Annotated in this window: 22 protein-coding genes and 3 pseudogenes; 6 read left to right on the forward strand and 19 right to left on the reverse strand. The window is 36.8% G+C overall.

Features of this window, described 5'->3' with window-relative positions; all coding sequences use genetic code 11:
• The first annotated feature begins 129 nt into the window (after positions 1–129).
• The 5 genes from vrrA (at position 130) to fdxA (ending at position 2929) form a co-directional block, all read left to right on the forward strand.
• On the forward strand, positions 130–585 hold the full coding sequence (gene vrrA / locus KFZ56_RS10865) for a VrrA/YqfQ family protein (RefSeq protein ID WP_222641954.1): 456 nt from the start codon (positions 130–132) through the stop codon (positions 583–585).
• 76 nt (positions 586–661) lie between these two features.
• Positions 662–1621 (forward strand): peptide-methionine (S)-S-oxide reductase MsrA, encoded by a 960-nt coding sequence (gene msrA / locus KFZ56_RS10870; RefSeq protein ID WP_222641955.1) that lies wholly within the window; start codon positions 662–664, stop codon positions 1619–1621.
• A gap of 54 nt (positions 1622–1675) precedes the next feature.
• The gene (locus KFZ56_RS10875; protein WP_222641956.1) at positions 1676–1882 is read left to right on the forward strand and encodes a DUF6501 family protein; all 207 of its coding nucleotides are present in this window, start codon (positions 1676–1678) and stop codon (positions 1880–1882) included.
• A 130-nt stretch (positions 1883–2012) separates the two neighbouring features.
• A complete protein-coding gene (locus tag KFZ56_RS10880; protein ID WP_222641957.1) occupies positions 2013–2567 on the forward strand; it encodes a histidine phosphatase family protein in 555 nt (184 codons plus the stop codon).
• Between the two features lie 125 nt (positions 2568–2692).
• A complete protein-coding gene (gene fdxA / locus KFZ56_RS10885) occupies positions 2693–2929 on the forward strand; it encodes a 4Fe-4S ferredoxin (protein WP_222641958.1) in 237 nt (78 codons plus the stop codon).
• 48 nt (positions 2930–2977) lie between these two features.
• On the opposite strand, the gene KFZ56_RS10890 is transcribed toward fdxA, so the two are convergent.
• Positions 2978–3253 carry an acylphosphatase gene (locus tag KFZ56_RS10890; protein WP_309228291.1) on the reverse strand — a complete coding sequence of 92 codons (276 nt, stop codon included), beginning with the start codon at positions 3251–3253 and terminating at the stop codon, positions 2978–2980.
• Positions 3254–3366: 113 nt separating this feature from the next.
• Between KFZ56_RS10890 and KFZ56_RS10895 the strand changes: the two are divergent.
• A pseudogene (locus KFZ56_RS10895) lies at positions 3367–4900 on the forward strand (FAD-dependent oxidoreductase).
• Between the two features lie 328 nt (positions 4901–5228).
• Here KFZ56_RS10895 and KFZ56_RS10900 read toward each other — a convergent pair.
• The 18 genes and pseudogenes from KFZ56_RS10900 to KFZ56_RS10980 form a co-directional block, all read right to left on the reverse strand.
• Positions 5229–5471 carry a hypothetical protein gene (locus KFZ56_RS10900; RefSeq protein WP_222641960.1) on the reverse strand — a complete coding sequence of 81 codons (243 nt, stop codon included), beginning with the start codon at positions 5469–5471 and terminating at the stop codon, positions 5229–5231.
• Positions 5453–5734 carry a (d)CMP kinase gene (locus KFZ56_RS20060; protein WP_222641961.1) on the reverse strand — a complete coding sequence of 94 codons (282 nt, stop codon included), beginning with the start codon at positions 5732–5734 and terminating at the stop codon, positions 5453–5455. Before KFZ56_RS20060 ends, KFZ56_RS10900 begins: the two co-directional genes overlap by 19 nt.
• Before the next feature lie 282 nt (positions 5735–6016).
• On the reverse strand, positions 6017–6595 hold the full coding sequence (locus KFZ56_RS10910; protein ID WP_222641962.1) for a TetR/AcrR family transcriptional regulator: 579 nt from the start codon (positions 6593–6595) through the stop codon (positions 6017–6019).
• 22 nt (positions 6596–6617) lie between these two features.
• Positions 6618–7388 carry an SDR family NAD(P)-dependent oxidoreductase gene (locus KFZ56_RS10915; RefSeq protein ID WP_222641963.1) on the reverse strand — a complete coding sequence of 257 codons (771 nt, stop codon included), beginning with the start codon at positions 7386–7388 and terminating at the stop codon, positions 6618–6620.
• 147 nt (positions 7389–7535) lie between these two features.
• On the reverse strand, positions 7536–8438 hold the full coding sequence (locus KFZ56_RS10920; protein WP_222641964.1) for an alpha/beta hydrolase fold domain-containing protein: 903 nt from the start codon (positions 8436–8438) through the stop codon (positions 7536–7538).
• A 440-nt stretch (positions 8439–8878) separates the two neighbouring features.
• Entirely contained in the window at positions 8879–9646 is a 768-nt protein-coding gene (locus tag KFZ56_RS10925) for a spermine/spermidine synthase domain-containing protein (protein ID WP_222641965.1), read from the reverse strand.
• A 565-nt stretch (positions 9647–10211) separates the two neighbouring features.
• The gene (locus tag KFZ56_RS10930; RefSeq protein ID WP_309228292.1) at positions 10212–12257 is read right to left on the reverse strand and encodes a catalase; all 2046 of its coding nucleotides are present in this window, start codon (positions 12255–12257) and stop codon (positions 10212–10214) included.
• Positions 12258–12676: 419 nt separating this feature from the next.
• A complete protein-coding gene (gene cysK, locus KFZ56_RS10935; RefSeq protein WP_222641966.1) occupies positions 12677–13603 on the reverse strand; it encodes a cysteine synthase A in 927 nt (308 codons plus the stop codon).
• Positions 13604–13633: 30 nt separating this feature from the next.
• Entirely contained in the window at positions 13634–14020 is a 387-nt protein-coding gene (locus KFZ56_RS10940) for a PH domain-containing protein (protein WP_255585119.1), read from the reverse strand.
• Positions 14021–14209: 189 nt separating this feature from the next.
• Positions 14210–15544, reverse strand: a complete 1335-nt coding sequence (dsdA, locus tag KFZ56_RS10945) for a D-serine ammonia-lyase (protein WP_222641967.1) — start codon at positions 15542–15544, stop codon at positions 14210–14212.
• A 400-nt stretch (positions 15545–15944) separates the two neighbouring features.
• Positions 15945–16808 (reverse strand): 5'-3' exonuclease, encoded by an 864-nt coding sequence (locus tag KFZ56_RS10950; protein ID WP_222641968.1) that lies wholly within the window; start codon positions 16806–16808, stop codon positions 15945–15947.
• Positions 16809–20429 (reverse strand): dynamin family protein, encoded by a 3621-nt coding sequence (locus KFZ56_RS10955; RefSeq protein ID WP_222641969.1) that lies wholly within the window; start codon positions 20427–20429, stop codon positions 16809–16811. It lies immediately after the preceding gene.
• Between the two features lie 196 nt (positions 20430–20625).
• Entirely contained in the window at positions 20626–22155 is a 1530-nt protein-coding gene (locus KFZ56_RS10960) for an acyl-CoA carboxylase subunit beta (RefSeq protein WP_222641970.1), read from the reverse strand.
• Between the two features lie 14 nt (positions 22156–22169).
• Positions 22170–22955 (reverse strand): enoyl-CoA hydratase, encoded by a 786-nt coding sequence (locus tag KFZ56_RS10965; RefSeq protein ID WP_222643972.1) that lies wholly within the window; start codon positions 22953–22955, stop codon positions 22170–22172.
• 35 nt (positions 22956–22990) lie between these two features.
• Positions 22991–23206: an acetyl-CoA carboxylase biotin carboxyl carrier protein subunit gene (locus KFZ56_RS10970; RefSeq protein WP_222641971.1), complete on the reverse strand. Its 216-nt coding sequence runs from the start codon at positions 23204–23206 to the stop codon at positions 22991–22993.
• 12 nt (positions 23207–23218) lie between these two features.
• Positions 23219–24573 (reverse strand): annotated as a pseudogene (locus KFZ56_RS10975) (acetyl-CoA carboxylase biotin carboxylase subunit).
• A 28-nt stretch (positions 24574–24601) separates the two neighbouring features.
• Positions 24602–25047: pseudogene (locus tag KFZ56_RS20065) on the reverse strand (acyl-CoA dehydrogenase family protein).
• Positions 24993–25742: an acyl-CoA dehydrogenase family protein gene (locus KFZ56_RS10980; protein ID WP_375540677.1), complete on the reverse strand. Its 750-nt coding sequence runs from the start codon at positions 25740–25742 to the stop codon at positions 24993–24995. The pseudogene KFZ56_RS20065 and the gene KFZ56_RS10980 overlap by 55 nt, the downstream one beginning before the upstream one ends.
• Between the last annotated feature and the right edge of the window lie 103 nt (positions 25743–25845).

Genomic DNA, 25845 nt, shown 5'->3' on the forward strand with positions numbered 1-25845 from the left:
TCCCTGCGGTTGCCCGGGAAATAACCTGTTATTCTTTCACTCATACGCAGCATTAAATCGCCTACACGCTTTGTTCCTGCTGACGTATACTAATCTATAATGAGGTAACAATAAAAAGGAGGAGAAACGATGGTATTCCCGGTGCAACAACCTAAAAATTCTTTTCCAAATCATAGACCATATGCTGTAAATAATTCATTATTACCGACTCAACGTTTAAATGCCCCTAAAAATAGAAATAGCATAAAAAGCTTCTTTCAAAACCAATCCACAGGGGAATTAGTGAACAAGGGGATAGGTGGACTATCAGGTGTATTAAATAATGTTCAGCAAGTGCTAAATGTTGTTCAATCCACAACCCCAATCGTTCAGGAATATGGACCAATGGTTAAAAATATCCCCGCAATGTACCGAATGATGAAAGCAATTAAAGAGGTTGATCATCCTGATGATGTTGATCATACTGATGATAATGTAGATGAAAAACAAAACCATTCAGATAAAAAAGAAGACACAGTGAGCAATAATAATAATTCCAAAGCCAAAAAGGATAATGGATTATCCACACCGAAATTATTTATTTAAATATAGGCAGAGAACTTGATTTTTTACGTTATAACCGAAAAAATAGAAGTAAGATATAAAGTACTGGAGGTATAATATGAGTTCCAAACAAGAAATTGCAACATTCGCTGGTGGATGTTTTTGGTGTATGGTTGAACCCTTTGATGAACGTCCAGGTATAATAGATGTAGTTTCAGGCTATACAGGAGGTACGCTAGAGAATCCCACATATGAACAGGTTGCTTCGAATACTACAGGGCACGTGGAAGCTGTCCAGATCACATTTGATCCGACTATAATGCCATATGAACAACTCGTTACAACGTTTTGGCAACAAATTGATCCTACAGACCCGAATGGACAGTTTAATGATCGAGGAGAATCATATCAAACAGCAATTTTTTATCATAATGAAGAGCAAAGGCAGACAGCTGAAAAGTCGAAAAAGAATTTAGAAAATAGTGGAAAGTTTTCTAAACCAATTGTGACAGAAATTGTTCCAGCAAAACCCTTTTATGTCGCCGAAGATGCACACCAAGATTATTATAAGAAGCAATCTTTTCATTACCGTTTATATAAAAAAGGATCAGGCAGAGAGGACTTTATAAAAAATAATTGGCAGTCAAATGTAGATAAGACAAAATTGAAAGAAAAACTTACGCCGTTACAATATAATGTAACACAAGAAAATGGCACAGAAGCGCCGTTTCAAAATGAATATTGGGATAATGAAGAAGAGGGAATATATGTTGATATTGTTTCAGGAGATGTCTTATTTTCTTCAAATGAAAAGTTTAACTCGGCCTGTGGTTGGCCAAGCTTTACCAAACCACTCGACAGTTACCAAATTAAAGAGAATATCGATAAATCACACGGTATGATACGAACTGAAGTTAGAAGTAAGGGGGCAGATTCCCATCTTGGCCATGTATTTGAAGACGGTCCGAAAGAAGCTGGAGGCTTACGTTATTGTATGAATTCAGCTGCGATGCATTTTATTCCAAAAGATAAGATGGCTGAAGAAGGATATGGGAACTATTTATATCTATTCAACTAATTATTAGTTTATAATAATCATGTTATGTAAACTCAGATGAAAAGGAGTATTATTATGATCCATCTAGACTGGAAAAATAGAGAAACATTAAAGGAAATTGAATGTGTACATGCGGATGCTGAAAAATTTATGGTGGATCATAAATTGACACCAGGCAAGAAATATGAGGTAAAAAACGAAACAGATGAATTTTATTTTATTATTGACAACAGCAATCGAATAGGGGGTTTTTTTAAAGATTATTTTAAAGAAATAAAATAACAGAGAAGAGAGGTGTCCCTGTTATTTTTGAGTTATCTATTTTCTATTATGTCGTTTCATGCTATAATTTATTTACTATTTAACCAAGGAACAGCGCTAATGACATAATAAAAAGAGGGAATGAGCCGAGATGAAAAATATTTATTTTGTTCGTCATTGTTCTGCTGATGGTCAACACAAGGATTCACCATTGACAACGGTTGGTATGAGACAGGCTCACCTTCTTTCAAGTTTTTTTAGTGATCTAAACATTAAGGTGGATAAAATAATCTCAAGTCCTTATTTACGTGCTATTGAAAGCATAAAGCCTTTCGCAGAAAAAACAAACACTAAAATTGAAATCGATGAACGATTAAAGGAACGTATCTTAAGTGTTGAGCCAATTGATGATTGGGTGGAGGTATTGGAACAATCCTTTAAGGATCAAGATTTCGCATTACCCGGTGGTGAATCGGCGAAAGATGCTATTCAACGTATAAATACAGTATTTGAATCAATTTATACAAATGATAATATAAAAAATGCTGTTGTCGTCAGTCATGGGAACTTGATGACTTTATTTTTGCAGCAATACAATAAAAATTTTGATTTTAGAAGATGGAAGGAATTGCGACATCCAGATATCTATTTAATGAAATATGAAAAGGATGATCCCTCTATTGTGTGTGTATGGAATGAGCATTAATAGTGGTAGAGTTTCAAACATATAACAGCAAATGTCAGCATGCTTTTATTATTTTTATAATATATAAGGATGCGTTATAATAAAAGCATGAACATTTCAGGAAGTGTTACGAAGGAGGGTTTTAATTGGCTTTTGTTATTACATCACCTTGTATAGGGGAAAAATCAGGAGAATGTGTTGAAGTTTGTCCTGTGGATTGTATAGAAGAAGGAGAAGACATGTTTTATATTGATCCAGATATTTGTATTGATTGTGGAGCATGCGAAGCAGTCTGTCCTGTTGAAGCTATATATATGGAAGACGAAGTACCAGAAGAGGAAAACAAATTTATTGAATTAAATCGTAAATTTTACGAAGAATAGATTAGTAAAGCCGCTGCTTATGAAAGATATGCGCGGCTTTTTTAAACACTATTTTATTGTAAATTTATCATATCCTTTTTCTTGTTGAGAGGTTATTTCCATATGGTCTACCTGGATAAATCGGTTGAAACCGTTTTTTAATTCATCAATATATGAATTGATTTGTTTCTCCTCACCTTCAACCTCTAACTCAACTGTTCCGTTACTCTTATTGCGTACCCAACCAGTCAATTGGAATTCCATTGCCTTTTGCATGGCAGAGTACCGAAATCCGACACCTTGAACTTGTCCGCTTATTATTAAGTGTTTATTCAAATTAATCACCCCTAATCATTAATTCATTCCCTTTCTTTTACAGTTTGAAACGCTAAATATTACATAAAAGACAGATTTTACGTTAATAATAAAGTTATCTATTGATTAAAAGGAGCGATTGCATTAACATGTCGCAATTACCACAATTTCCTAAATCCTACTGGCGTGATTCAGTAAAATTACCAACTTTCCCTAAACTACAAGAATCTATAAAAGCCGATATTGGAATTGTAGGTGGTGGAATCACAGGGATAACCACAGCCTACCTGTTAGCAAAACAAAATCTGAAAGTAGTATTACTGGATGCAGGATACATATTAAATGGAACAACAGGGCACACAACGGCTAAGATAACAGCACAGCATGGGCTTATATATGATGAAATCATTCAACATTTCGGCGTAGAAAAAGCCTCCCTATATTACCAAGCGAATGCGAAAGCAAAACAATTCATTGAACAAACGATAGACCAACTCGTAATTGATTGTGATTTTAAAAAGGAAGATGCCTATATCTATACCAATACGGAATCTTATCTCAGTCATTTGGAAAATGAAAAGAAAGCATATGATCAACTCAAAATAAATAGCGAACTAACGGATAAAATTCCTTTCAAACTCCCACAAAAATCAGCTTTAATCATGAAAGATCAAGCACAATTTCATCCGTTAAAATATTTAAAGGCACTAGCTGAGAAAAGTAAAGAAAATGGGGTACAATTTTATGAACAGACAACAGCTGTAGATGTGGAGCATAACAACCATCCTACAATTGTTACGAGTGGGGGGCACCGGATCACATGTAAATATGTAATTTCTGCATCTCATTTTCCATTTTATGATAAGGAAGGTTTCTATTTCTCACGTATGTATCCGGAAAGATCCTATGTTATTGCCATTAAATCAGCAAAGGATTTCCCCGGTGGTATGTATATTAATGCAGAGTCGCCAACAAGATCCATACGAAGTACATCTATGAATGGAGAAGAACTCTGGATAATCAGTGGTGAGAATCATAAGACTGGCCAGGGTGAATCAACCATTACGCACTATAATGAACTCAAGAAATTTGCTGAAAGCCATATTGGAATTAATAACCTTGTTTATCGTTGGTCAGCTCAAGATTTAACAACACTGGACAAAATTCCATATATCGGATCAGTTACAAAAGAAACAAACTCTATATTAGTAGCAACTGGCTTTCGCAAATGGGGCATGACAAATGGAACCATAGCAGCTCAAATCTTAACTGATCAAATTTTACAAAAGGATAATCCATACAAAGCATTATATACACCATCCAGATTTCAAGCTGACCCGGCCGTAAGTAAATTCATTCAAATGAATGCTGATGTTGCAAAACATATGATAAAAGGTAAATTAGAATATACCAAAAATAACATTGAAGAACTTTCCGCTGATGAAGCTACGGTTACACGTATTAACGGCAATCGTACTGGAGTATACAGAGATAAGAACAATGCATTTCACATGGTTGATACGACATGCACACATATGGGATGTGAAGTTGCGTGGAATTCCGGTGACCGGACATGGGATATGGGATTGTCCGTGTCATGGATCAAGATTCTCCTATACTGGTGAAGTTCTGGAAGGTCCAGCTAAAAAGCCGTTAAATAAAATCGAGAGTGAATAACTTGCTAATTACGTTATAGTTAAATCAAATTATCTATAACGTATTTTATATTATATCTCACTATCAAAAGAATACTTAAATATTGAGATGGAATTTTCATTTTTCCCTATAACTTCCCATAATAAATATTATGTAAACTAGATAAATTTCAAACGTATGGTTGATTTTGTCATCGATAACCTACTTTCCATTTATAAATAGATATTTAAAATCATGACACGATATCAACGAAATCTAATATATAAAGAAATAAACCAGACCCATCAAATTTTCCTCTATATGCCATTACTCTGCCTCTTATAAACAACGCACTACTGATTAACTACTACTAAATCAAATGAGACTGGTGGACACAAAACGGAAAATAATAATCCTCTGCAGGATCCCATCGTTGATGCCAAGCCTCATCATCATTACCTTCTCTTACATTATGTCTATAACGGCGAACTTCGGGTAACACATCCACTAGGACCTTAACATCGACAATATCAGATAGTTCGGGTAGCGAGCTATAAATACCATCAAGAATAATGACCATGGAAGGCTCTTTCGTTACAAAAGACGGTGACAAGCCATTTTCTGAAAAAAGGAGAAAGGATGAAAGTGAGCGGTCTCACCTGTTATAAGTGGTAACAATGCTCCCGTACGAACGCGCTTCCAGTCGATACACCTATGACACTTCAACTCTAATGTATAGGTGTCCCATTCATCGTCAGCAATAGTTGCGTCGAAAAACTCATCACACTGAAGGACAGTTGCTCCCATGTGTGAAGCAACTTCAGCAGCCAACGTAGACTTCCCTGCCCCACTCCCTCCGTCCAGGGATACTACCAAAGGATTCGTTCGTCCTTTCAGACGGGCTCTTATAGGCTGATATGATTTGCCGCGTAGCTTCTTTTGCTGTTTGATTGTTTTTCACGATTATCACTCCACTGGGTCTGGTAAAAATATCGATCAAGCACATAATTATAAGAAATTTATTATATACAATTATTCGTCTTTTTCAAATAAATGCTTATTAAACTATACAGTCTGTGTTCTACTTTCATCCTCCTATTGATCTGGTAGTAATAGATTTCATTCGTATTTTGCCTGCCTAAGGACAATTATTTTTCATCATGGCGTATCGGCGATCCATGAACAAATAGAATTAATTTCTTTAGAAGCAACTGAATCAAAATAAGAGATATCTCTTAAATTTTGTGTAATCAACTGTGCTCCTTGAATTACTACAAATAGATGATTCGCCATCGTACTTGCCTGTTCTTCTGGAATATGAAACTCCTCTAATTTTTTTTGAAGCCATAATACATTTTTATTAAAAAAAGTATTGATCTCTTGCCGCAATTCATTATTCAAAGAAAAAGATTCCATTGATAGCATCGAACATAAACATACTTGATAATTCTTCTGTAAACTGTTTTTAAATTGTTCTGTATATGCAGTAAGAACCTCTTCAAGAGAACGAAGATTACAACAACGATCATCTAAAGAAGTAAAAAAATGTTTAATATAGTGTTCTAATACACTTTTCACTAAGTCTATTTTCGTTGGGAAATAATAATGGATGCTTGCTTTTCTGATACCCACTATATTTGCAATATCAGCAAAACTAAATCCATTTACTCCTCGTTCTTGAATGAGCACTTCCCCTGTTTCAATAATTTTTGTTTCCGTATTTTCTTTTTTGGCCATTCTATCACCTGTATCTTTATTATTAACGCAGTCTTGCTGTAGCTCCTCCATCTACAGGCATAACTGTTCCTGTAACCCAAGAAGCTGATTCACTTGCTAAGAATAAAATAGTTTTCGCAACGTCTTCTGGTTGTCCATTTCTTTTTAAAGGATGAAATTCATTAAATGAACCTAACACTTCTGGTACTTCATCCTCAGAAAGAAAATTATTATAAATTGGCGTTTCAACTACTGCAGGAGCCACCGCATTTACCCGGATATTATCTGCCGCTAATTCTACCGCCATATTTTTGGTAAGCGCATGTCTTCCCGCCATAGCCGCAGAATAAGCAGCTGACGGTGTTGCTTCTACGGATTGAATTGCCCAAATAGAACCAGTGTTAATAATGGCACCTTGTCCACGTTTTTTCATTTCTGGGATGACTGCTTGGGAAGTAAAGACGGTTCCTTTCACAATCACATCAAGATAAGATTGCACATCTTCCGGTGTATATTCGGTAAATGGAGTCGGAACAAACTTTCCAGTATTGTTAACCAGTATATCAACTCCGCCAAATAATTCAACAGCTTTATTAACCAGCTCTTTAGAAGTTTCAGGATTACTAATATCGCCTGCTACAAAGCTTACTTTTTGACCAGTCGGATCAATCTCTGTAGCTGTTGTTTTCAATACTTCTTCTCTGCGGCCATTGATGATGACATTAGCACCTTCGTTATAGAATAATTCTGTCGTTTTTCGACCAATCCCGGTACCTCCACCAGTGATAATCACGGTTTTATTTTGAAATTGCATATTCGTTTCCTCACTTTCATTTTATTTATGGAACACCTCAATTCTACCTATCAATAGGTAGAAAGTCAATTAAAATTTAATACAACAGCTCTCACTTATGTACGAAACTTCACGATCAACGTTATTTCTAATAAATCGTCCTCCAACTTACATATTGTTGATGATATTCACAATTTCCTTGATCGCTTTTTTTGCCTCCGGAATAGGATAAAGTACAAAGATATGGTTCATTTTCGCATATTCAAAATAATTCATTTTAATACCTTGGGTTGTAAACCTATCTCTTAACTTTTTCGCATCGGGGAAAAGAACTTCATGTGTTCCTACGAATAAAGAAATTTCCCCCAGCCCATTTATCTTCCCATTTATTGGGCTTAGTAAATGGTTATTTGGGTCAGTATCTCCTGCATACGCTTTCCCCATTTGAATCAAACCATAAATGCCTAACATTGGGTCCTTACGTTCGAATGCATAAGCATCTGGGTTCTTCATCGTAATATCAAGCCAAGGTGAAAGTAAAATGATATGCCGAGGTTGTGGTAGCTCTTTTTCCAAAAGCAATTGTGCTAATGCTAATGCAAATCCTCCCCCAGCAGAGTCACCCATCAAGATGGTATTTTTGTTATTTGATGTTTTTAAAATCCATTCATATATTGGAAGAACTTTACTAAATGACTCTTTATATTGATGATTGGGTGCTTTAGGATAGATGGGAACGTATATTTTAACGTTGGTTTCTTTTGCTAATTTCCTAAGAAAACGCCAGTGGTATATTGAAGGTTGTTCTATATATCCTCCTCCATGCAAATAGAGTATGGATTTTTCTGAAGTGACTTTTTCTTGATTAAAGATATAACACTCCATTCCATCATACTTTTGTTTTTCAATATTAAACTTTCTCTGAATATATTTTGGCAAGACATAAGGTTTTTCATTTTCATTTTGTCTTTTTTTGAAAAATTTAGCGTACAATTCTTCATTCGTAAAGCTTTTTTTGTTACTATATTGTGTGAGTAAACGTTCAGCAATCCAGCTCTGAATACTTCTCATATTAATTTCCTCCAATATGCAAACGTTTATGGCTTGACATGGATCCTCTGCGAGCATGAGTAGTAGTGAAAGATAAAACGGGGAAAAACGATTTCATAAGAATAAAGTGTACCATGCCCACCTCTCCATGTAAAACCATGTCATCTAATTTTATTAATTTTCCTTCCCAAAGGCCAATGGATAACATGAAAAGACTCGGATATTTTCTATTCGATCAAGTATTACATGTCCTGATGATATTCAACTTGTATCCATTTCTTTCATAGGTAAGTTGCAGCAATGGCAGCGAGTCTTTATGGGTTATTTATTCAATGGGGTAAGTAGATATGAACCGTATTCAGAGCGTTTGCTTATACTGTGCCGATGAGTGGCTTTAAGATCTTATTGTTTAAACGCTTTTCTAATCAGAGGTAGAGACATTACAAACCGTTTCATACATGTTAATTAGCATACAAATGAAAAGGTACTTTTGCGAGATAAATATAGTCATCTTCCCCCTTTTCCTGTGGTACAGGGATTTCTTGTACTTCTTCAAAGTATTTTTTGAGTTTTTCAACAAAAGCTTGTGATGAAGCAGCGCTCCAAAAAGCTAATACCCCACCGGAAGATAGTAATCCCGCCAATAAATGAAGGGTGTTCGTTTGATATAATTTCGTATTTGAATCAGTCACTGTCCAGTCAGGTCCATTATCAATATCTAAGCATATAACATCAAATTTATCTGATGCTGCATTAATCCATTCAAGAAAATCAGCCTGTATGATTGTTGTCCTGGAATCTTCTAATGCATGATTCGAAAAAGCCGCAAGATAAGTTCGATTCCATGTAATAATTGCTTTTTCTATCTCGATGACTGTTACTTCAGTGACTTGTTCATGGCACAAAGCTTCTGCTAAAGAAAATCCAACTCCTAATCCCCCAACAAGCACCTTTCTAGGAGCAACTGTGTTTTTTAATGCAGCACTTACTAAGAGCCTTTCTGATTCTCCATTATAAGTTGCCATTAAAAAAGTACCATTACTTATGATTTCATAGTGGTTGCCGCGTTGTTGAAGTTGTATTTCCCCTCGGGGGTACGAACACGCTGTATTATATTTCGTGTTTGACCATACATAAACATATACATCCTTTAGCAAGTATTGATACAGGGCATTATAATAAACAAATTCATGCCCGTTTTGGTTAATCGGTTCCGCTAATTTCTCCATTTGTCCTTAGCCTTTTCTCATTGTGTTTCTTTGCTTGTGTTGTGCTGCGAAATAATTCACATGGATGCTTTTTTACCCTATCACTCATTATAATCGTAAACATTCCTTCACCTCAAGAAATGTTTACCTTACGTAGTTGTTATACACCGTTTATATCAACCAGTATTGACTAAGAGATGGGGCGAAACAAAGCCGTTTAATTAAAAAATGAAATTTCCAGACTTAGCGAAGGAAAACATAGGGGGAATTTAGGAGGAAAGGTATAGGTGAGACACCATTGTGCGATAGCAATCTTTTGCGAAGAGTGCTGATCCTCGAAATCACTTGTAACACGACGAGCACAAGGGGCTCACCAGCCACCCTAAGGTTCACGGAGTATATTTCCGAAGCGTAATATGTTCGAATTCTATTTGTTATAAATACATTTGTTCCTTTTTTGGTTTTATATTAAAAATTTCTAAAATACACTTTATCACCGCATATAAGAATTAGCGTAATGACTATGTTAAGTCCCACTTTATTAAATAAATTGTTAACAATGGTCAGACAGAATGTATTGTCTTCCTTAAACGCTATAAAGATAACTAGGCCTATCCCAAAAGCGTTGTTTAGCCATCGCATCGATAAAGGTTTGCCCAAATTGAGAGTCTATATCCATAACAACTCCTGGCATTCCTTCTATACCCATTTCCTGTAATAAGTGAGCGCTCTCTCCTCTAGCTCCTATCGGTTTGAAATGATTGTACATATTCATGATAAAGGTACGAGCTTGATAAAGAAAATAGTCGTCTACTTTCGAACCGCCAACAAGATATACCCCTTCATAGCTCAATGGCGATCCTGTTAGGAAGCTTTGATCCACCTGATAGGTTACTCCATCGCTGCCACTTACTTCGCCAAGTTTATTGCTAACAATAACCGGGTGCATGCCTGCCTCCTTCCATTGTTTTAGTAGATCATCCACTTCCTTCCCGGGAAAACCTTCCACAAGAAAAACAGCAACTTTCAATGTTTTCGCCACAAAATTAGTATTCATCAAACTTATAGCTGGAGACGATTTCGTAACCGTTGACTCTTCTACGTCTGGTACTGTCACCCCAACATTTTGGGAAACAGCCTCTGCAAGTTCTGTACTGACCCTTGCCAATCGATCCACCATCTGTTGACGTACCGGTACATGAAGGCATCTTCCCAATTCAAAACTATAGGCTCCAATAATATGCTCCCGTTCCACTGGTGTCATGCTGTTCCAGAAAAGCTTTGCCTGTGAGTAGTGATCTTTGAAAGAGTCTGCTGTTTTACGCTGTTTCAATCCCTCGACGGTGGAGGGATACGTAACAAAACCCCCTTTGTTTGGCGAAACCTCGGACGGCGTATTATCCGCCAATAAGTTTTTATGATAAGAAACTTTTCCACGGTCAATCACATGACGCGAGTTACCATCCCGCTGGTTGTTAAAAACGGGACAAACTGGTTTGTTGATCGGAAGTTGCTGGTAATTTGCACCGATTCGCGCCTGTTGGGTATCTGTATACGAAAATAAGCGCCCTTGCAACAGCGGATCATTGGAGTAATCCATTCCCCGTACAATATTCCCCGGATGAAACGCACTTTGTTCTGTTTCTGAAAAAGCATTCTCGACCGTTTTGTTTAAGGTTACCTTTCCTATCTTTTGAAGCGGCACATCCTCTTCCGGCCAAAACTTTGTCGGATCTAAAATATCGAAATCAAACATAAATTCCTGATCTTCCCGAATAACTTGTACAGCCAGTTCATATTCTGGATGATTTCCCATTTTGATATTTGTCCAAAGATCTCTGCGATGAAAATCGGCATCTTCACCAAGCTTCTGCGCTTCATCCCAAATTAATGGATGAACTCCCAGTACGGGCTTAACGTGAAACTTGACAAAATGAGCAACGCCCTCTTTGTTTACAAAACGATACGTATGAACCCCAAAACCTTCCATGGTACGAAAATTCTTAGGGATAGCCCGGTCGGACATAATCCACATCGCCATATGGGTCGTCTCTGGATTACTCCCCATAAAATCCCAAAATGTATCATGTGCCGTTTGCCCTTGCGGATATTCATTATCAGGTTCTGGTTTGACAGAGTGAATCAAATCAGGAAATTTAATCGCATCTTGGATGAAGAAAATCGGGAAATTGATGGCCACAATATCAAAATTCCCATCATCGGTATAGAATTTAATCGAAAATCCTCGCACATCACGGACCGTTTCATTACATCCCCGTGAACCGATTACTTGTGAGAAACGCACAAATAGCGGTGTTTTTTTGGAAGGATCCTGCAGGAAATCAGCCATGGTGATATCACTCATCGATTGATACAATTCAAATTCTCCATAAGCACCCGTCCCTCGTGCATGTACAACCCGTTCTGGTACCCTCTCCCGGTCAAAATGTGCTATCTTTTCCCTGGCAAGAAAGTCTTCAATCAGGGTCGGCCCACGATCTCCGGCAGTCAGTGAATTTTCATCGTCCACGATCTTTTTCCCTTCATTGGAAATCATCTCTTGATTACGGGTATCTCTAATAGATGATTCTAATTGCTGTTCCTTTTTGTTTACATTTTTCTTTTCACTCACAGGATCATCTCCTAACAATGGTAATTACGTTTTATTTTTAGCAAAAAAATGAAAAGTATTCATCAATACAGGGGACCTCCACCGTATGAATCTATAAATTCGTAACCAAATAAGAGAAAGTAAGCGAAAATACCATAAAAAAGTTATGTTCCGGTGTAAAGGAACATAACTAACCATCTTCATAAATATCGTTCTATAATAAGGCTGGTACAAACGTGTTTTTAACAAATAAATTCCAAACATACATCACTGCAGAAGTCTACGAATGTTTCGTGCGCTAAGTTTGGAAATATACGTTTTTTAGTTGGACTGGACGCTTTTGTTTTGTACCAACCTCGTTCTTGCTTCCATAGACTAACTTATCATAGCTATAGAAAACCTAAAAAATAGGAATGAACATTGTTCATCAACACCATCTTTTAGTCCGCTTCATCAAATAAATTCATACTTAAATACCGCTCACCTGAATCAGGGGCTATACACACGACCTGTTTATCTTTTCCTAACTGTTTAGCGACTTTCATTGCGGCAAAAACAGAAGCTGCTCCCGAAGGCCCAACAAAAACACCTTCTATTCGGGCAAGTTGCCTTAACATCTTAATAGCTTCCTCATCTTTTATTTGTATAATTTCATCATAAATTTCTGTGTTGAGAATATCCGGAATAAAACCTGGACTTGTACCGACCAGCTTATGCTTTCCAGGTTCTCCTCCGGACAAAACAGGGGATCCCTCTGGTTCTACAACTGCTGTATGAATACTAGGAATTTTCTCCTTTAATACTTCTCCAGTTCCCGTAACCGTTCCTCCAGTACCGGCAGTACATACAAAAGCATCTAGATTCCCGTTCATCTGTTCATATATTTCAACTGCTGTCGTCCAGCGGTGAATATCTGGATTTGCTGTATTTTCAAATTGCTGTGGGATAAAGCTCCCTGGAATATCTTTTTGCAATTCTAAAGCTTTACGAATTGCTCCGGGCATCTTCTCATCACTTGGCGTTAACACAACTCTAGCCCCGTATGCTTTTAATATATTTCTTCTTTCCATCGTGCTGTTATCGGGCATAACTAAGATTGCCGTATATCCTTTTGCTGCTGCAATCATGGCTAATCCTATACCCGTGTTCCCACTTGTTGGCTCGATAATTGTATCTCCCGGTTTTATCAATCCTTTATCTTCTGCTACTTTTACCATATTATATGCAGCTCGGTCTTTCACACTCTTACTGGGATTGAATGATTCGAGTTTAACATAAACATCAGCCGCATCCTCAGGTACAATTTCTTTTAATTTAACTAGTGGTGTATCACCAATTAATTCAGTTATATTTTGGACAACTTTCATCATATCAACAACCTACCTTTTCATACCAATTTACTTTCTAATCTTTAGTCGACTATCCAATTTTATTTCATTATTAATTTCCAGAATTTGTTTTATAAATTCTTCCTGATCTTCAGGGGAAACGGAAATAACATCAAATCGTCCGGAAACTAATTCTAACTTATCTGTAGATAAGGCTGGTGCTGTAAAAGGATTTTTTCGCTTTTTAATCATTTGTATATTATTGATGGGTACTTTCATTTTAATTGGACCATAACGCACCATAATAATCTCATCTTCTATCTTATAACCTGTACGAAACCAAAACCATAATAAGAATAATGATAATGGCAACATAATAAAGAACCCAAGCATTTCACCATTCACAGCAGGTATGGTAACCCCTAGTAGTGGCACACCCCATAACACTATTGTCATCCATAAATCTCTTTTTGAAGGGAAGTACATTTTATCCATTCCTCCTGTATGGTGTAATCATCATTCTCCATACTATTTTTCTTCTTTCATTATAACTTTACCAAAATTATTTTCAAAGCAAAGGAATAAAGGAAAGAAGACATTTTATCTTTTGAGGTACAAATTTTTAACTATAATTTCAAACGGAGCTTAAGCCAATAAAATCTTTCCCTTCTCATAATATTGTTTCATATCAAAATTAGGTACTAAATCTCCTCCTGTTGACCATGCAATATGTGTAGCGTTATCTATATTGATATTATATTGTTCTATATATGTTGATTTTAATATATATTTCGGTCCTAAAAGGCCTGCCGTTGCGGATGGTTCCACGTAGAGATCCTCGTTATCGGCAAGCATTGTAAGTATTTTATATAACGCATCATCTTCCACTGTATAAATACCACTTATAAGATGTTCACTAATGGATGTAGCAAAGCTCGATGGTCGGCCAACAGCCAATCCATCGGCTTCTGTATGATTATCAATCCCAAAATCCTGTACACATATTTGATCCTTTTCCCCTGTTAACAATCCGAGTAAAACAGAAGGAGAATGGGTTGGTTCTGCAAAAAAACAATGAACATGATTTCCAAACAATTGTTTCATACCAAATGTAATGCCACCAGGAGAACCTCCAACTCCACAAGGTAAATAAAGAAATAGCGGATTGTCTGCATCTACATTAATATCCATTTCTTCCAGTTGTTTTTCCAATCTAAGTGCTGCAACACTATAGCCTAAAAACAAATGCCTGGAGCTTTCATCATCTACAAAGTAACCTTTTGGATCTGCAATTGTTTCTTGCCTGCCAGCATGGATAGCTTCACTAAAATCGCCAGTAAATTCAACTACCCTAACCCCTTTTTCTCGAAGTAAATCTTTTTTCCATTGTTTGGCATCCGCCGACATATACACCGTTACAGTAAAACCAAGTGCTGCACTCATTATCCCTATACTTAAACCTAAATTACCAGTTGATCCAACACCTATGGAGTACTGTTTGAAGAATGATTTGAATTCCTCACTTAAAAATGCTTCATAATTTCCATCATACGACATCAACCCATTTTCGATTGCTAATTTTTCTGCATAATGAAGCACTTCGTAGAATCCGCCTCTTGCTTTAATTGATCCTGCAATCGGAAGCTCATTATCGCATTTAACATACAAGTTCCCATCTATATTAAAATGATAATAGTCTTCAAGAACCGGCTTTAATGAATCCAAACGTTTTAGCGGAGATTCAATTTGTCCATCCGTTTCTTCCAATTCTGAAAAGGCCTTCTTTAAAAATGGAACAAAGCGCTTCCATAATTTTTCGGCTTCGTACATATCCTTCTTGGTCAAAGGTAGTTCAGGGGTATGTTGCTCTTCCTTTATACGTTGATTTAGCCATAAGATGGGTTCTAAGTTTGTAATTGGCTCCAACAATGGATATTTTTGTTTCCATAACTTTTTATTTCCCGATTCTGAAAATCCCATTCGTAACACCTGCTTTTTATCAATGTTTGTTTCCTTATTTAGTATAACCGAATCGTCGCCTGTATAAAAATAAGAGAAACTTAAATTTTAAACTTTCAAATTTATCATTACCTTGCCTGTTTGTAATGTATTATTTATAAATAATACCCCCATAAAAACCTTATATTCAAAACGGTAAATCAAAGACTTACAAGGTATATACATATACTCTGAAGGGTATATGTATAGATTAAATAAAACATGATACCAGTATATACATATAGGTGTATATGTATATACTGGTATCTAAAAGTTAATAAAAATGTAGTTTGGGAAACTACATTTTTATCGGTCTATTCATTTCATTTTACTCAATAGCTTTATTAACAGTATCTGACATTTCCCTATTTTCGTAAAGGTATTATAATAATTTGGCCAGATTTTTAAATTCCAACTCATCAAATTTTTCTTCAATCTTTGTTTTATCGTATTTCCATAATGCGTGATTCAGTTGGCAGTCAATAGGAATGTCACATTTTATCTCAGCCAGATTTCTCGATAGATGAAGCATATCAATATTTGCATTTATTTTTGTTTGAACTCCTTTTGGCAGGCTTTCTATATTCTCAAGTAAGTCATCAATCGTTCCATATTCTTGAAGTAGTTTCAGTGCTGTTTTTTCACCTATTCCTTTGACTCCAGGGTAATTGTCTGAAGTATCACCCATTAACCCTTTTAAGTCAATGATCTGTTTAGGTGATATCCCTTTTTTCTCATAAAAGTTCATGTGATCAAAGACCTCATAATTTCCCTGTCCTTTTCTCATAATGGCAACCCGAATTCCTTTATCAACAAGTTGAAGGATATCCTGGTCACCGGTCAGAATAATCACATCATTGTCTAAACCATATGTTTTTGCTAATGTACCAATACAATCATCAGCCTCATAGTTTTCAAGTCCGATATTAGGCATGTTAAAGGCTTCAACAACTTCTTTTATAAGGTCAAATTGCGGAATCAGTTCCTTTGGTGGATCCTGCCTGTTCGCTTTATATCCATCATATAGCTCGGAGCGAAATGTTTTACTTCCCATATCCCAGCAACAAATTATATGCGTAGGCTGAAAAGTATCAGTAGCATCTAAGAAATACCGGAGAAACTGATAAACAGCATTTGTTGGTATTCCTTTACTGGTTTTCATAAAGTTTCCCCGAAAAGCTGTTGCGAAGAAGCCACGAAACAATAATGCCATGCCATCCACCAATAATATTTTTTGTTTTTCCAATTACTGCACATCCTTTATAGCATGCTTATCTATGATACGATCCAAGACATGAAGTTTTTCTGTCAAACGCTGCATATCAACAGAAGATTCCATGATTTCTACATAACTGTTAATATGTGCATCTAAGTTTCCCATCGTTTTCTGTTTCATAGTTTCAACTAGTTTATCCCATTGCTGCAAATACATAGAATTCATTATCGATTCATTGTCGTTTAAATACTGTTTTTCATGTGGTTCCAATACACTATAGAGCTGTTCTTTCATGGCTACTTTTTCATTCTTCACAAAAAAGGCTTTGGTTCCCTTATACATTGCAAGTACATGATCAAATTCTGAAAGCACTATCTCCTGAAAAGCTTTTTCATAGGATGGTGTCTCCAGTTCTACCTGGTCAAAGTTAGGTAAAATGAATGTATTATCCACTTCTTTACTACTTTCAACAAACGTATCGTATACTTCCGCCGCGTGTGATTGAATATATGACTCCACTCTTAAGGAAACAGCTTGAATCTCTTGCAATAATTCAAAACCAACATAATCAATGAGGGTTTGTAATGCACCTCTTAACTGAGGGCGTGCTTTTCCTCCTGATTCCGTTATCGTTGTTGGATTAAACGATTCCTTGAACATATCATGATAACGAATGGCTAGTCTTTCCAGTACATAAAATAATTGCTTCTCTATTTTTTGTGCTATTTGTTTTTTATGCACTTCTGTGTCAAACTTTTTTAGTTTTTGCATTACGATATCTTTTTTTGATAATAGATCGTGTTTACGTCTGCTTTTTTCTTTATGGTCCAGGTTCAATGATTCAATATAGTGTTGCAATGTTTGATAGCTACGTTTAATATCCCATAATGTAGCTTTTACAGTTAATAGACTCAAGTCATTACGGATGAAATGATAGAAGTTGTCTTCGAATTGTTGCATCTGTTCATGTACGTGTTGCCTATTTTGTTTGCTTTTTAATGCTAGTTTACTGGACACCGGATAAACCTTGGGTAAACGAATGCCCAGTTCCAGCAACTGTTCCTGAACGTAATTCGTAACCAATGTCAATTCTGCGTCATCTCCTGCCAAATCAGCGGCATTGACGACAAAAAACATTTTATCTAACTGGAACGCTTCTTTCACGCGACCCAATTGCATGAGAAAGTCTTTATCAGCACGTGATAATGCATGATTATAATAGGTTACATAAGAAATTGCATCGGCATGTTTGATATAGTTAAAAGCCACATTGGTATGACGGGCGTTTACAGAATCTGCCCCGGGTGTATCAACCAATGTAATTCCTTGACGAGTTAGAGAACAATCATAATAAAGATCGATTAACTCGATATAACATGCTTTTGTTTCATCCGTTACATATTTTGTGAATTCATTTAATGTAATTGTAATTGTCTTTCCAATAAAGCGCTTGTTTTCACGAAAACCTGTAATCAATGCCTGTAAATACGATTGATACATTTTATTTAGCTGCGGATTTTGATGAATTCCTTTATCTTGAACCCACTGCAATAATCCTTCAAAATTTACATCTGGTGGAGAAAAAATCGCTGTAACTACTAAAATATCATTTCTTAACACATCTTGATTCTTCAACGTAACATTTACCGTACCATGTTTATTCCATTTCGTTACAGGGCGAATACGATTTACAGCGGCAGTTGTCGGATTTGGTGAAACAGGCAAGACAGGTTCTCCAAGTAGTGCATTCGCAAAAGAAGATTTACCTGCACTGAATGCGCCAAAAAGTGCAATCGTATATGTGCGATTAGTTAATCGATTCTGTTTGTCTTTCAGGTCGCCGATTAATGTTTGAAACCCCGGCAGCTCTTCAATTACCTCAAGTGTTTCGCGAATACTTTCAAGAACGAGACCTACCGATAGTGTTTCTCCCATTTTTATTTCTGCTTTTACTAGCTCGTCGTTCCTATTAGTGGGAGCGTTTGGGTCTTGCGTTGGTATATCTACACGTGACATTGATTGTTGTTTAGACTCTCTATCTTGTCGAAAAGCGCGCCAGGCTTCTTCGTCATATTCAGGGACTTGGATTTGTCTGTCTATCTGACTGTATTTCTCTTCCAATTCTGCTTGAAGAGCATCTTGTTCTTTCATCCGTGCTTGAGCTTCCTCTAATTGCGTCAGCTGTTCTTCGTACGTTGAAATCATTTCCTTATTTTTATTGATAATGGCCTGAGAAATAAATTCCGACAAAGAGCGAACCCTTTTTCTAAATTGCTGTTTAATATCAGTGGCTACATCGCTTGTATAATTTATTACATAATCACCATTTACTTTTGCACCGGTCTTTATGAGTTTCAAAAGATCCTCATGCGAATACGTAATTGATAAATCCTGAATTTTCTTCTGAAGTTCCTGATCGTTTATATCATAACTTTTTAGCAAATCTATTATTTTTTCACGAAGTTTCCACTGAATGGATGCTTCAATATTTTCCTGCAATAATGCTAAGAAAGCATTTGACCTCTCCTTCCTTTCTTCAGCAGTCTTCTTTTTCATTGCAAGTAATCCAATTTTAAAAGATTTCTGTTGTGATTCTAGGAATGCTGCCGCCTTATCGCGAACAGTGGCAGGCATTAAGTATGCATTTTTTAATGTATGTTGTAATTCATGCTGCAGAGCTTTTTCAAATTCCATAGGCTCATTTTTCAGCTCTGTTAATTTCGCTTCTACAACTTCCATTTCTTCTACGTTATTTTCGGGTTCACTCGTGACATCCATAATCGCCTCATATTGTGTTTTGAGAAAATGTTTATGATCCTTCATTACTTGTTTGATAACATTAGTATGATTTAAAAATGTTTCCTTATTTTTACTCATCATTGTAAAAAGTGTCTGTTTTATTTCATCAAACTGATTATGTTTGGATGAGGGATTAACTAAGGAAGAATAAAAAATTTGCTTTGGAAATAGGCCCCACTGATCAAACGTTTGTTTAATATTTGCATCAAAAGTTTCAAATCGGATTTCGTCTTCATCATGTTTATCCATTTGATTAATAATGACATAAAATGGAATACGCTTGTGTTGCAGCGTTTTTAGAAAATGTAAATTAACCTCTGATTGCACATGATTGTAATCCATGACATAAAATAATGCATCGGCGAGATGTAATGAAGCCTCTGTCATTAATCGATCAGCATCATTTGCAGCATCAATCCCGGGTGTGTCTATGATAGCAGCGCCTTCAGGAACAACCTTTTTTCCGGTACTTATTTCGATTTTTTCAATGGCATCTTTTTCCATTGAATATGCTTTAATCCGATCCATATCATAAGGTTCTATATATTCGACTGGCTGGCTGTGTTTAAAAAATACGCGTGCTACACCTTCACCTGAATTAATTTTAACGACATTGGCACTTGTTGGGATCGGGCTTTTCGGTAAAATATCCTCTTCTAAAAGTGCATTTATCATCGATGATTTTCCAGCAGAAAAATGACCAGCAAAACTGACTACTAGTTCACCCTTTTCGAGTTTTTCATAAATATCTACTATTTTTGTAGCATTTACGCTATCTTTATTCGTTATCATTACTTTGTGAAGAGCTACTAAGTGCTGTGTTCCGACTTGTGTGTATATTCCATTTAGCATCTACCTGTTCAAGTCCTTTCTCAATAACCTACTAGGATCTATTATACGAGATTAAATCCTATTTTTCTACATTATTTCTTATCACAATTTAGTTTACATAATAATATTATTGTGAATCCATATTTGTGTTATCCTATGTATTCTACATTATGGTATGAAAAAGCTTTGATATTAATAAAATATCAAAGCGAAACAATTAAACTGGATATACACCGTGTTTTCTTTCCGTAAAAGTGATGTTTTTTGTTTCATAAATCGTAAATCGTTTTGCTAATTCACTTCTCAGTTTATCCGGGGCAACGATTGCATCCACAACCATTTCAGATGCTAAGCGATAAATATCAATATTATCTTTGTATTCATTCTGTTTTTCTTTTATAAAAGCAGCGCGCTCTTCTTCAGGTAATTCGGCAATCTTATTTGCATAAACAGCATTTACTGCCGCTTCAGGGCCCATTACTGCTATTTGTGCACTTGGTAAAGCGATACAACAATCCGGCTCAAAGGCTGGACCTGCCATGGCATATAACCCTGCACCGTAAGCCTTTCTGACGATAACAGAAATCTTTGGAACCGTTGCCTCACTCATCGTTGCTAACATCTTGGCTCCATGACGAATAATTCCTGCCCGTTCTACCTTTGTGCCAATCATAAATCCGGGAACATCCGCCAAGAATAATAATGAAATATTAAACGCATCACAAAGCTGAATAAATTTTGCTGCTTTATCTGCAGAATCCGGGAATAGTACTCCTCCTTTCATACGTGGTTGATTAGCAATGATTCCAACCGATTTCCCATTTATTCTTGCTAATCCGGTAATTAATTCCGGTGCAAATTTCTTTTTAATTTCACAAAAACTATCCTCATCAATAATTTGTTTAATCAAATCATACATATTAAAAGCGGCATTTTGATTTTCCGGGATTAAATCAGTGATGGATTGCTCAAAAGTTTTAGCTTCTTTTGGTTCTGCCTCCCTTGCTCTTTCCCTGAAACTAGCTGGAAAGTAGCTTAAATAATTGCGTGCATATTCAATGGCTTTTTCTTCCGATTTTACTAAAACATCACCTACACCAGATACAGAAGCATGCATCTTAGCTCCACCCATTTCTTCAAGACTCACATCTTCTCCAATCACTTTTTCTGCCATTCGAGGTGAACCCAAATACATGGAAGCATTTCCATCAACCATAACGACAATGTCACAAAATGCCGGAATGTATGCGCCACCTGCAGCAGATGGTCCGAATAATAGACAGACTTGAGGTACGCGTCCAGATAATTTAATCTGGTTATGAAAAATTCGCCCTGCGCCCCGGCGACCTGGGAACATTTCGATTTGATCTGTAATCCTTGCTCCAGCTGAATCAACTAAATATAACATTGGAATTTCTAATTTTTCAGCTGTTTCTTGGATACGGATAATTTTCTCTACCGTTCTTTTCCCCCAGGATCCGGCTTTTACAGTAGAGTCGTTTGCCATTACACAAACATCTTGACCATTCACTTTTCCAATCCCTGTGACTACGCCATCAGATGGAAGCGAATCATCCATATTATTTGCAAACAGAGCATCCTCTATATCAACACCTTGATCAAATAATAATTCCAATCGCTTACGAACAAAGCGCTTTCCCTTTTCATCATTTTTTTGGTGGTATTTTTCGTGTCCTCCTTTTTTTATTTTTTCTTTTCTATTTTCCAGATCATCGACTTCAGACATTATGTATCCTCTCCTTAATTTCCTTTAAATTGCGGCTTTCTCTTTTCTTTAAAAGCAGCCAACCCTTCTAATCTGTCATTTGTGGGGATGGTTTGCTTATAGCTTAAATGCTCTAATGTTAAAGCAGTTGATACATCCGTTTGCATGCCCCTGTCAATTGCTAATTTAGCTTGACGCAATGCTAACGGGCCGTTCATTGCAATTGTTTTTGCTAGTTGAATGGTTTCATCTAATAAGTCATCCGCTTGGACAACTTGTTCCACTAATCCAATATTTAATGCTTCATCAGCTTGCAGAGGTTTCGCCGTATAAATTAAACGCTTTGCCTGCCCGATACCAATTAAACGAGGAAGACGCTGCGTGCCACCTGCTCCTGGTATAATCGCCAAAGATGTTTCAGTTAATCCCATTTTTACATGTTTCGCGGCTATTCGAAGATCACAAGCTAAAGCTAATTCAAGCCCGCCGCCAAAAGCCACACCGTTAAGTGCGGCAATTACGGGCATACGCATCTTTTCAATAGCGGAAATCGTACTACCTATATACTGTACAGCTTCTATTACCTGATCATCTGACATGCCTTTACGCTCTTTTAAATCTGCACCAGCACTGAATGCTTTTTCATGAGCCCCGATAATAATGGAGCAATAAACGGATGTATCCCGATCTACCTTATTAACGGTTTGATGAAGTTCATTGAGTAAAGCTGTTGACATAGCGTTTGCAGCTTCCGGTCTATTCAATGTTATGATTGCAATATGGTTCTCGACTATCTTTAAATCTACTAACCCATTATTTATATTAAACCTCCTCCCAATCTATAAAGACGATTAAATTAGTCACTTATAATAGCGATACTATCGTCCTCATTGACAAAGTCGCCTTCAGCTACTTTTATTTCCTTAACTGTTCCTGGACCTTCTGCAGCAATTGGAATTTCCATTTTCATGGACTCTAAAATAACAATATCCTGATCTTCTTCTACATTATCTCCTTCTTCCACCATAATTTTCCATACATTTCCTGCCATACTTGCTTTAATTTCCTCCATTAATAATTCCTCCTATTTTGTTTTCACTAATGGTAAATAGTAATCTTGTACAAACGATGTGGTTGTCTTTCCCGCTTTAAATTGCGGAGAATCTGCAATCTTTAATAACATTGGTATATTTGTTTTAATTCCCTTAATTTGATAGTTCGTCAGCGCATCCTTAAACCTTAAAATCGCTTCCTCTCTAGTTGCACCTTTAACAATTAACTTACCAATCATCGGATCGTAAAAAGGTGTAATTTCATCATTGTTGCTTACAGCTGTTTCGTTACGTATAGAATCGTTTGATGGGATATTTACTTCTGTTATTTTTCCTGGAGAAGGAAGAAATGTAATCGGATCCTCCGCGTAAATACGTGCCTCTATCGCATGACCATTCATCGCTAATTCATCTTGCGTCATTTTAAGTTTTTCACCATTTGCAATATTTATTTGTTCCTCAACAATATCTATTCCTGTAATTTCTTCCGTAACCGGGTGCTCAACTTGAATTCTAGTATTCATTTCAAGGAAATAGAAATTTTCCTGCTCGTCCACTAAAAATTCGATTGTGCCCGCATTCGTATAACTAAGTGCCTTTGCAGCGCTTACGGAAGCGCTTCCCATAGCATTACGTGTTTTAACAGATAGAAACGGGGAAGGAGCCTCCTCAATCACCTTTTGATTACGACGCTGAATAGAGCATTCCCGTTCAAATACGTGTACTACATTTCCATGATGATCTGCCAAAACTTGAATTTCAATATGTCTCGTATTCTCTAATCTCTTTTCTACGAACATAGCGCCGTCACCAAAAAATGATAAGGCTCGCTTCGAATTACTTTCATACGCTTTTATTAATTCCGCATCGGAATATACCAATTGCATCCCTATTCCGCCGCCACCGGCAGAGGCTTTTAACATGATTGGATAGCCTATTTCGCCAGCTGCATCCATTGCTTCCTCAACAGATGTTACCCCTCCGTCAGTTCCTGGGACAACTGGTACACCAGCTTCCTGCATTGCTTTTCTTGCAGCAATCTTACTTCCCATCTTTTTCATTACATCGCCCGTAGGACCAATAAAGATAATACCTTCTTCTTTGCATCTTTTTGCAAAGGTATCACTTTCACTTAAAAAACCATAACCGGGGTGAATCGCATCAACTGCAGTTTTTTTAGCAACATCCATTAGTTTGTCCACATTTAGATAACTTTCATTTACACGTGAGGGCCAATCAAGTAGCTTTCATCAGCCATCCTAACATGTAAAGCTTTTTGATCTGCTTCTGAATATACGGCAACCGTTTGAATAGCAAGTTTTTTACATCCCCGTATAATCCTTGCTGCAATTTCCCCACGATTTGCTATGAGTACTTTCTTAATCATAAAACTTCTCCCCTATTGTTCTGTATTTCTAGCAGCCTAATTTTCTCGCAATAACGACACGCTGAATCTCAGATGTACCTTCCCCAATTTCCAAAAGTTTTGCATCACGTAAATATCTTTCCACTTCATATTCACGCATATACCCATACCCCCGTGAATTTGAACGGCCTCATTTGCTGTACGAAAGGCGGTTTCTGTTGCATAAAGCTTTGCATACGCAGCCTCTTTACCAAAAGGTTTCCCATTGTCTTTTAACCAAGCTGCCTTATGTACGATGTTTCTGGCAAGTTCAACTTCCATAGACATATCAGCAAGTTTAAACTGGATGGCCTGGAAGTTGGAAATTGGTTTTTTAAACTGCGTTCTTTCTTTTGCATAGCTTAATGCCCTGTCTAATGATCCTTGAGCAATTCCAAGTCCTAGTGCTGCAATGGATACTCTACCCCATCTAATGTGTGCATAAATTGATGAAATCCCTTTTGTGGGTCGCCGAGCAAATTTTCTTTGGGAACGCGTACATTTTCCAGAACAATCTCTGCTGTATCGGAGCCACGAACTCCTAATTTATCGTAATTACTTGTAATGGTCATTCCTTCTGTATCTGTTGGAACAATTATGGCAGAAATGATGTTTTTCCCCTTCTCGTTTTTCCCAGTAACAGCTGTAACGATGACTGTTTTTGCAAAGCTCGCATTCGTAATAAAAGATTTTTCCCCGTTAATAATATAGTCGTTTCCCTCTTCCACTGCAGTCGTTTGCGTACCACCGGCATCAGACCCGGCGTTCGGTTCCGTTAATCCAAATGATCCTAAAGCTTTTCCTTGTGCTAATGGTGTTAGAAATTTTTCTTTTTGTTCTTCTGTTCCAAAAGCATAGATTGGACTTGCTCCAAGAGAAACTGCTGCAGCGTAACTTAAACCAGTGCTCCCACATACACGGCCGATCTCTTCCACTGCCAGGACGTAGGAAAGTGTATCACCACCGGAACCTCCATATTCCTCAGGAAAGGGGATTCCTAATAATCCTAATTCTCCCATCTGATCAAAGGTATCGACAGGAAACTTTGCCTCTTTATCAGCCTCTATCGCTCTTGGTTGTATAACTTCATCTGCAAACGCTTGAACCATTTTTTTAATCATATGTTGTTCTTTGGATAATTCAAAATTCATGTCCTTCCCCCTCTACTATCACGCAATAAATTCAACTAATTGATTTTTTTATCTTATCATATTCTCCCAAAAATAGGAAGCGTTTACAACATGGATGAGTAAA

Source organism: Virgibacillus sp. NKC19-3, from assembly GCF_019837165.1.
Taxonomy (GTDB): Bacteria; Bacillota; Bacilli; order Bacillales; family Amphibacillaceae; genus Virgibacillus_L; species Virgibacillus_L saliphilus.

Excerpts from the sequence above, each read along its gene's own strand:
- cysK (WP_222641966.1), bottom strand. The coding sequence starts at position 13,603 with ATGAAAGTTGTCCAAAATATAACTGAATTAATTGGTGATACACCACTA.
- msrA (WP_222641955.1), top strand. The coding sequence starts at position 662 with ATGAGTTCCAAACAAGAAATTGCAACATTCGCTGGTGGATGTTTTTGG.
- KFZ56_RS10925 (WP_222641965.1), bottom strand. The coding sequence starts at position 9,646 with ATGGAGAAATTAGCGGAACCGATTAACCAAAACGGGCATGAATTTGTT.
- KFZ56_RS10910 (WP_222641962.1), bottom strand. The coding sequence starts at position 6,595 with ATGGCCAAAAAAGAAAATACGGAAACAAAAATTATTGAAACAGGGGAA.
- KFZ56_RS10940 (WP_255585119.1), bottom strand. The coding sequence starts at position 14,020 with ATGACAATAGTGTTATGGGGTGTGCCACTACTAGGGGTTACCATACCT.
- KFZ56_RS10960 (WP_222641970.1), bottom strand. The coding sequence starts at position 22,155 with ATGTCTGAAGTCGATGATCTGGAAAATAGAAAAGAAAAAATAAAAAAA.
- vrrA (WP_222641954.1), top strand. The coding sequence starts at position 130 with ATGGTATTCCCGGTGCAACAACCTAAAAATTCTTTTCCAAATCATAGA.
- KFZ56_RS10955 (WP_222641969.1), bottom strand. The coding sequence starts at position 20,429 with ATGCTAAATGGAATATACACACAAGTCGGAACACAGCACTTAGTAGCT.
- KFZ56_RS10915 (WP_222641963.1), bottom strand. The coding sequence starts at position 7,388 with ATGCAATTTCAAAATAAAACCGTGATTATCACTGGTGGAGGTACCGGG.
- KFZ56_RS10970 (WP_222641971.1), bottom strand. The coding sequence starts at position 23,206 with ATGGAGGAAATTAAAGCAAGTATGGCAGGAAATGTATGGAAAATTATG.
- KFZ56_RS10920 (WP_222641964.1), bottom strand. The coding sequence starts at position 8,438 with ATGAGAAGTATTCAGAGCTGGATTGCTGAACGTTTACTCACACAATAT.
- dsdA (WP_222641967.1), bottom strand. The coding sequence starts at position 15,544 with ATGGGATTTTCAGAATCGGGAAATAAAAAGTTATGGAAACAAAAATAT.
- KFZ56_RS10880 (WP_222641957.1), top strand. The coding sequence starts at position 2,013 with ATGAAAAATATTTATTTTGTTCGTCATTGTTCTGCTGATGGTCAACAC.
- KFZ56_RS10980 (WP_375540677.1), bottom strand. The coding sequence starts at position 25,742 with ATGAATTTTGAATTATCCAAAGAACAACATATGATTAAAAAAATGGTT.
- KFZ56_RS10875 (WP_222641956.1), top strand. The coding sequence starts at position 1,676 with ATGATCCATCTAGACTGGAAAAATAGAGAAACATTAAAGGAAATTGAA.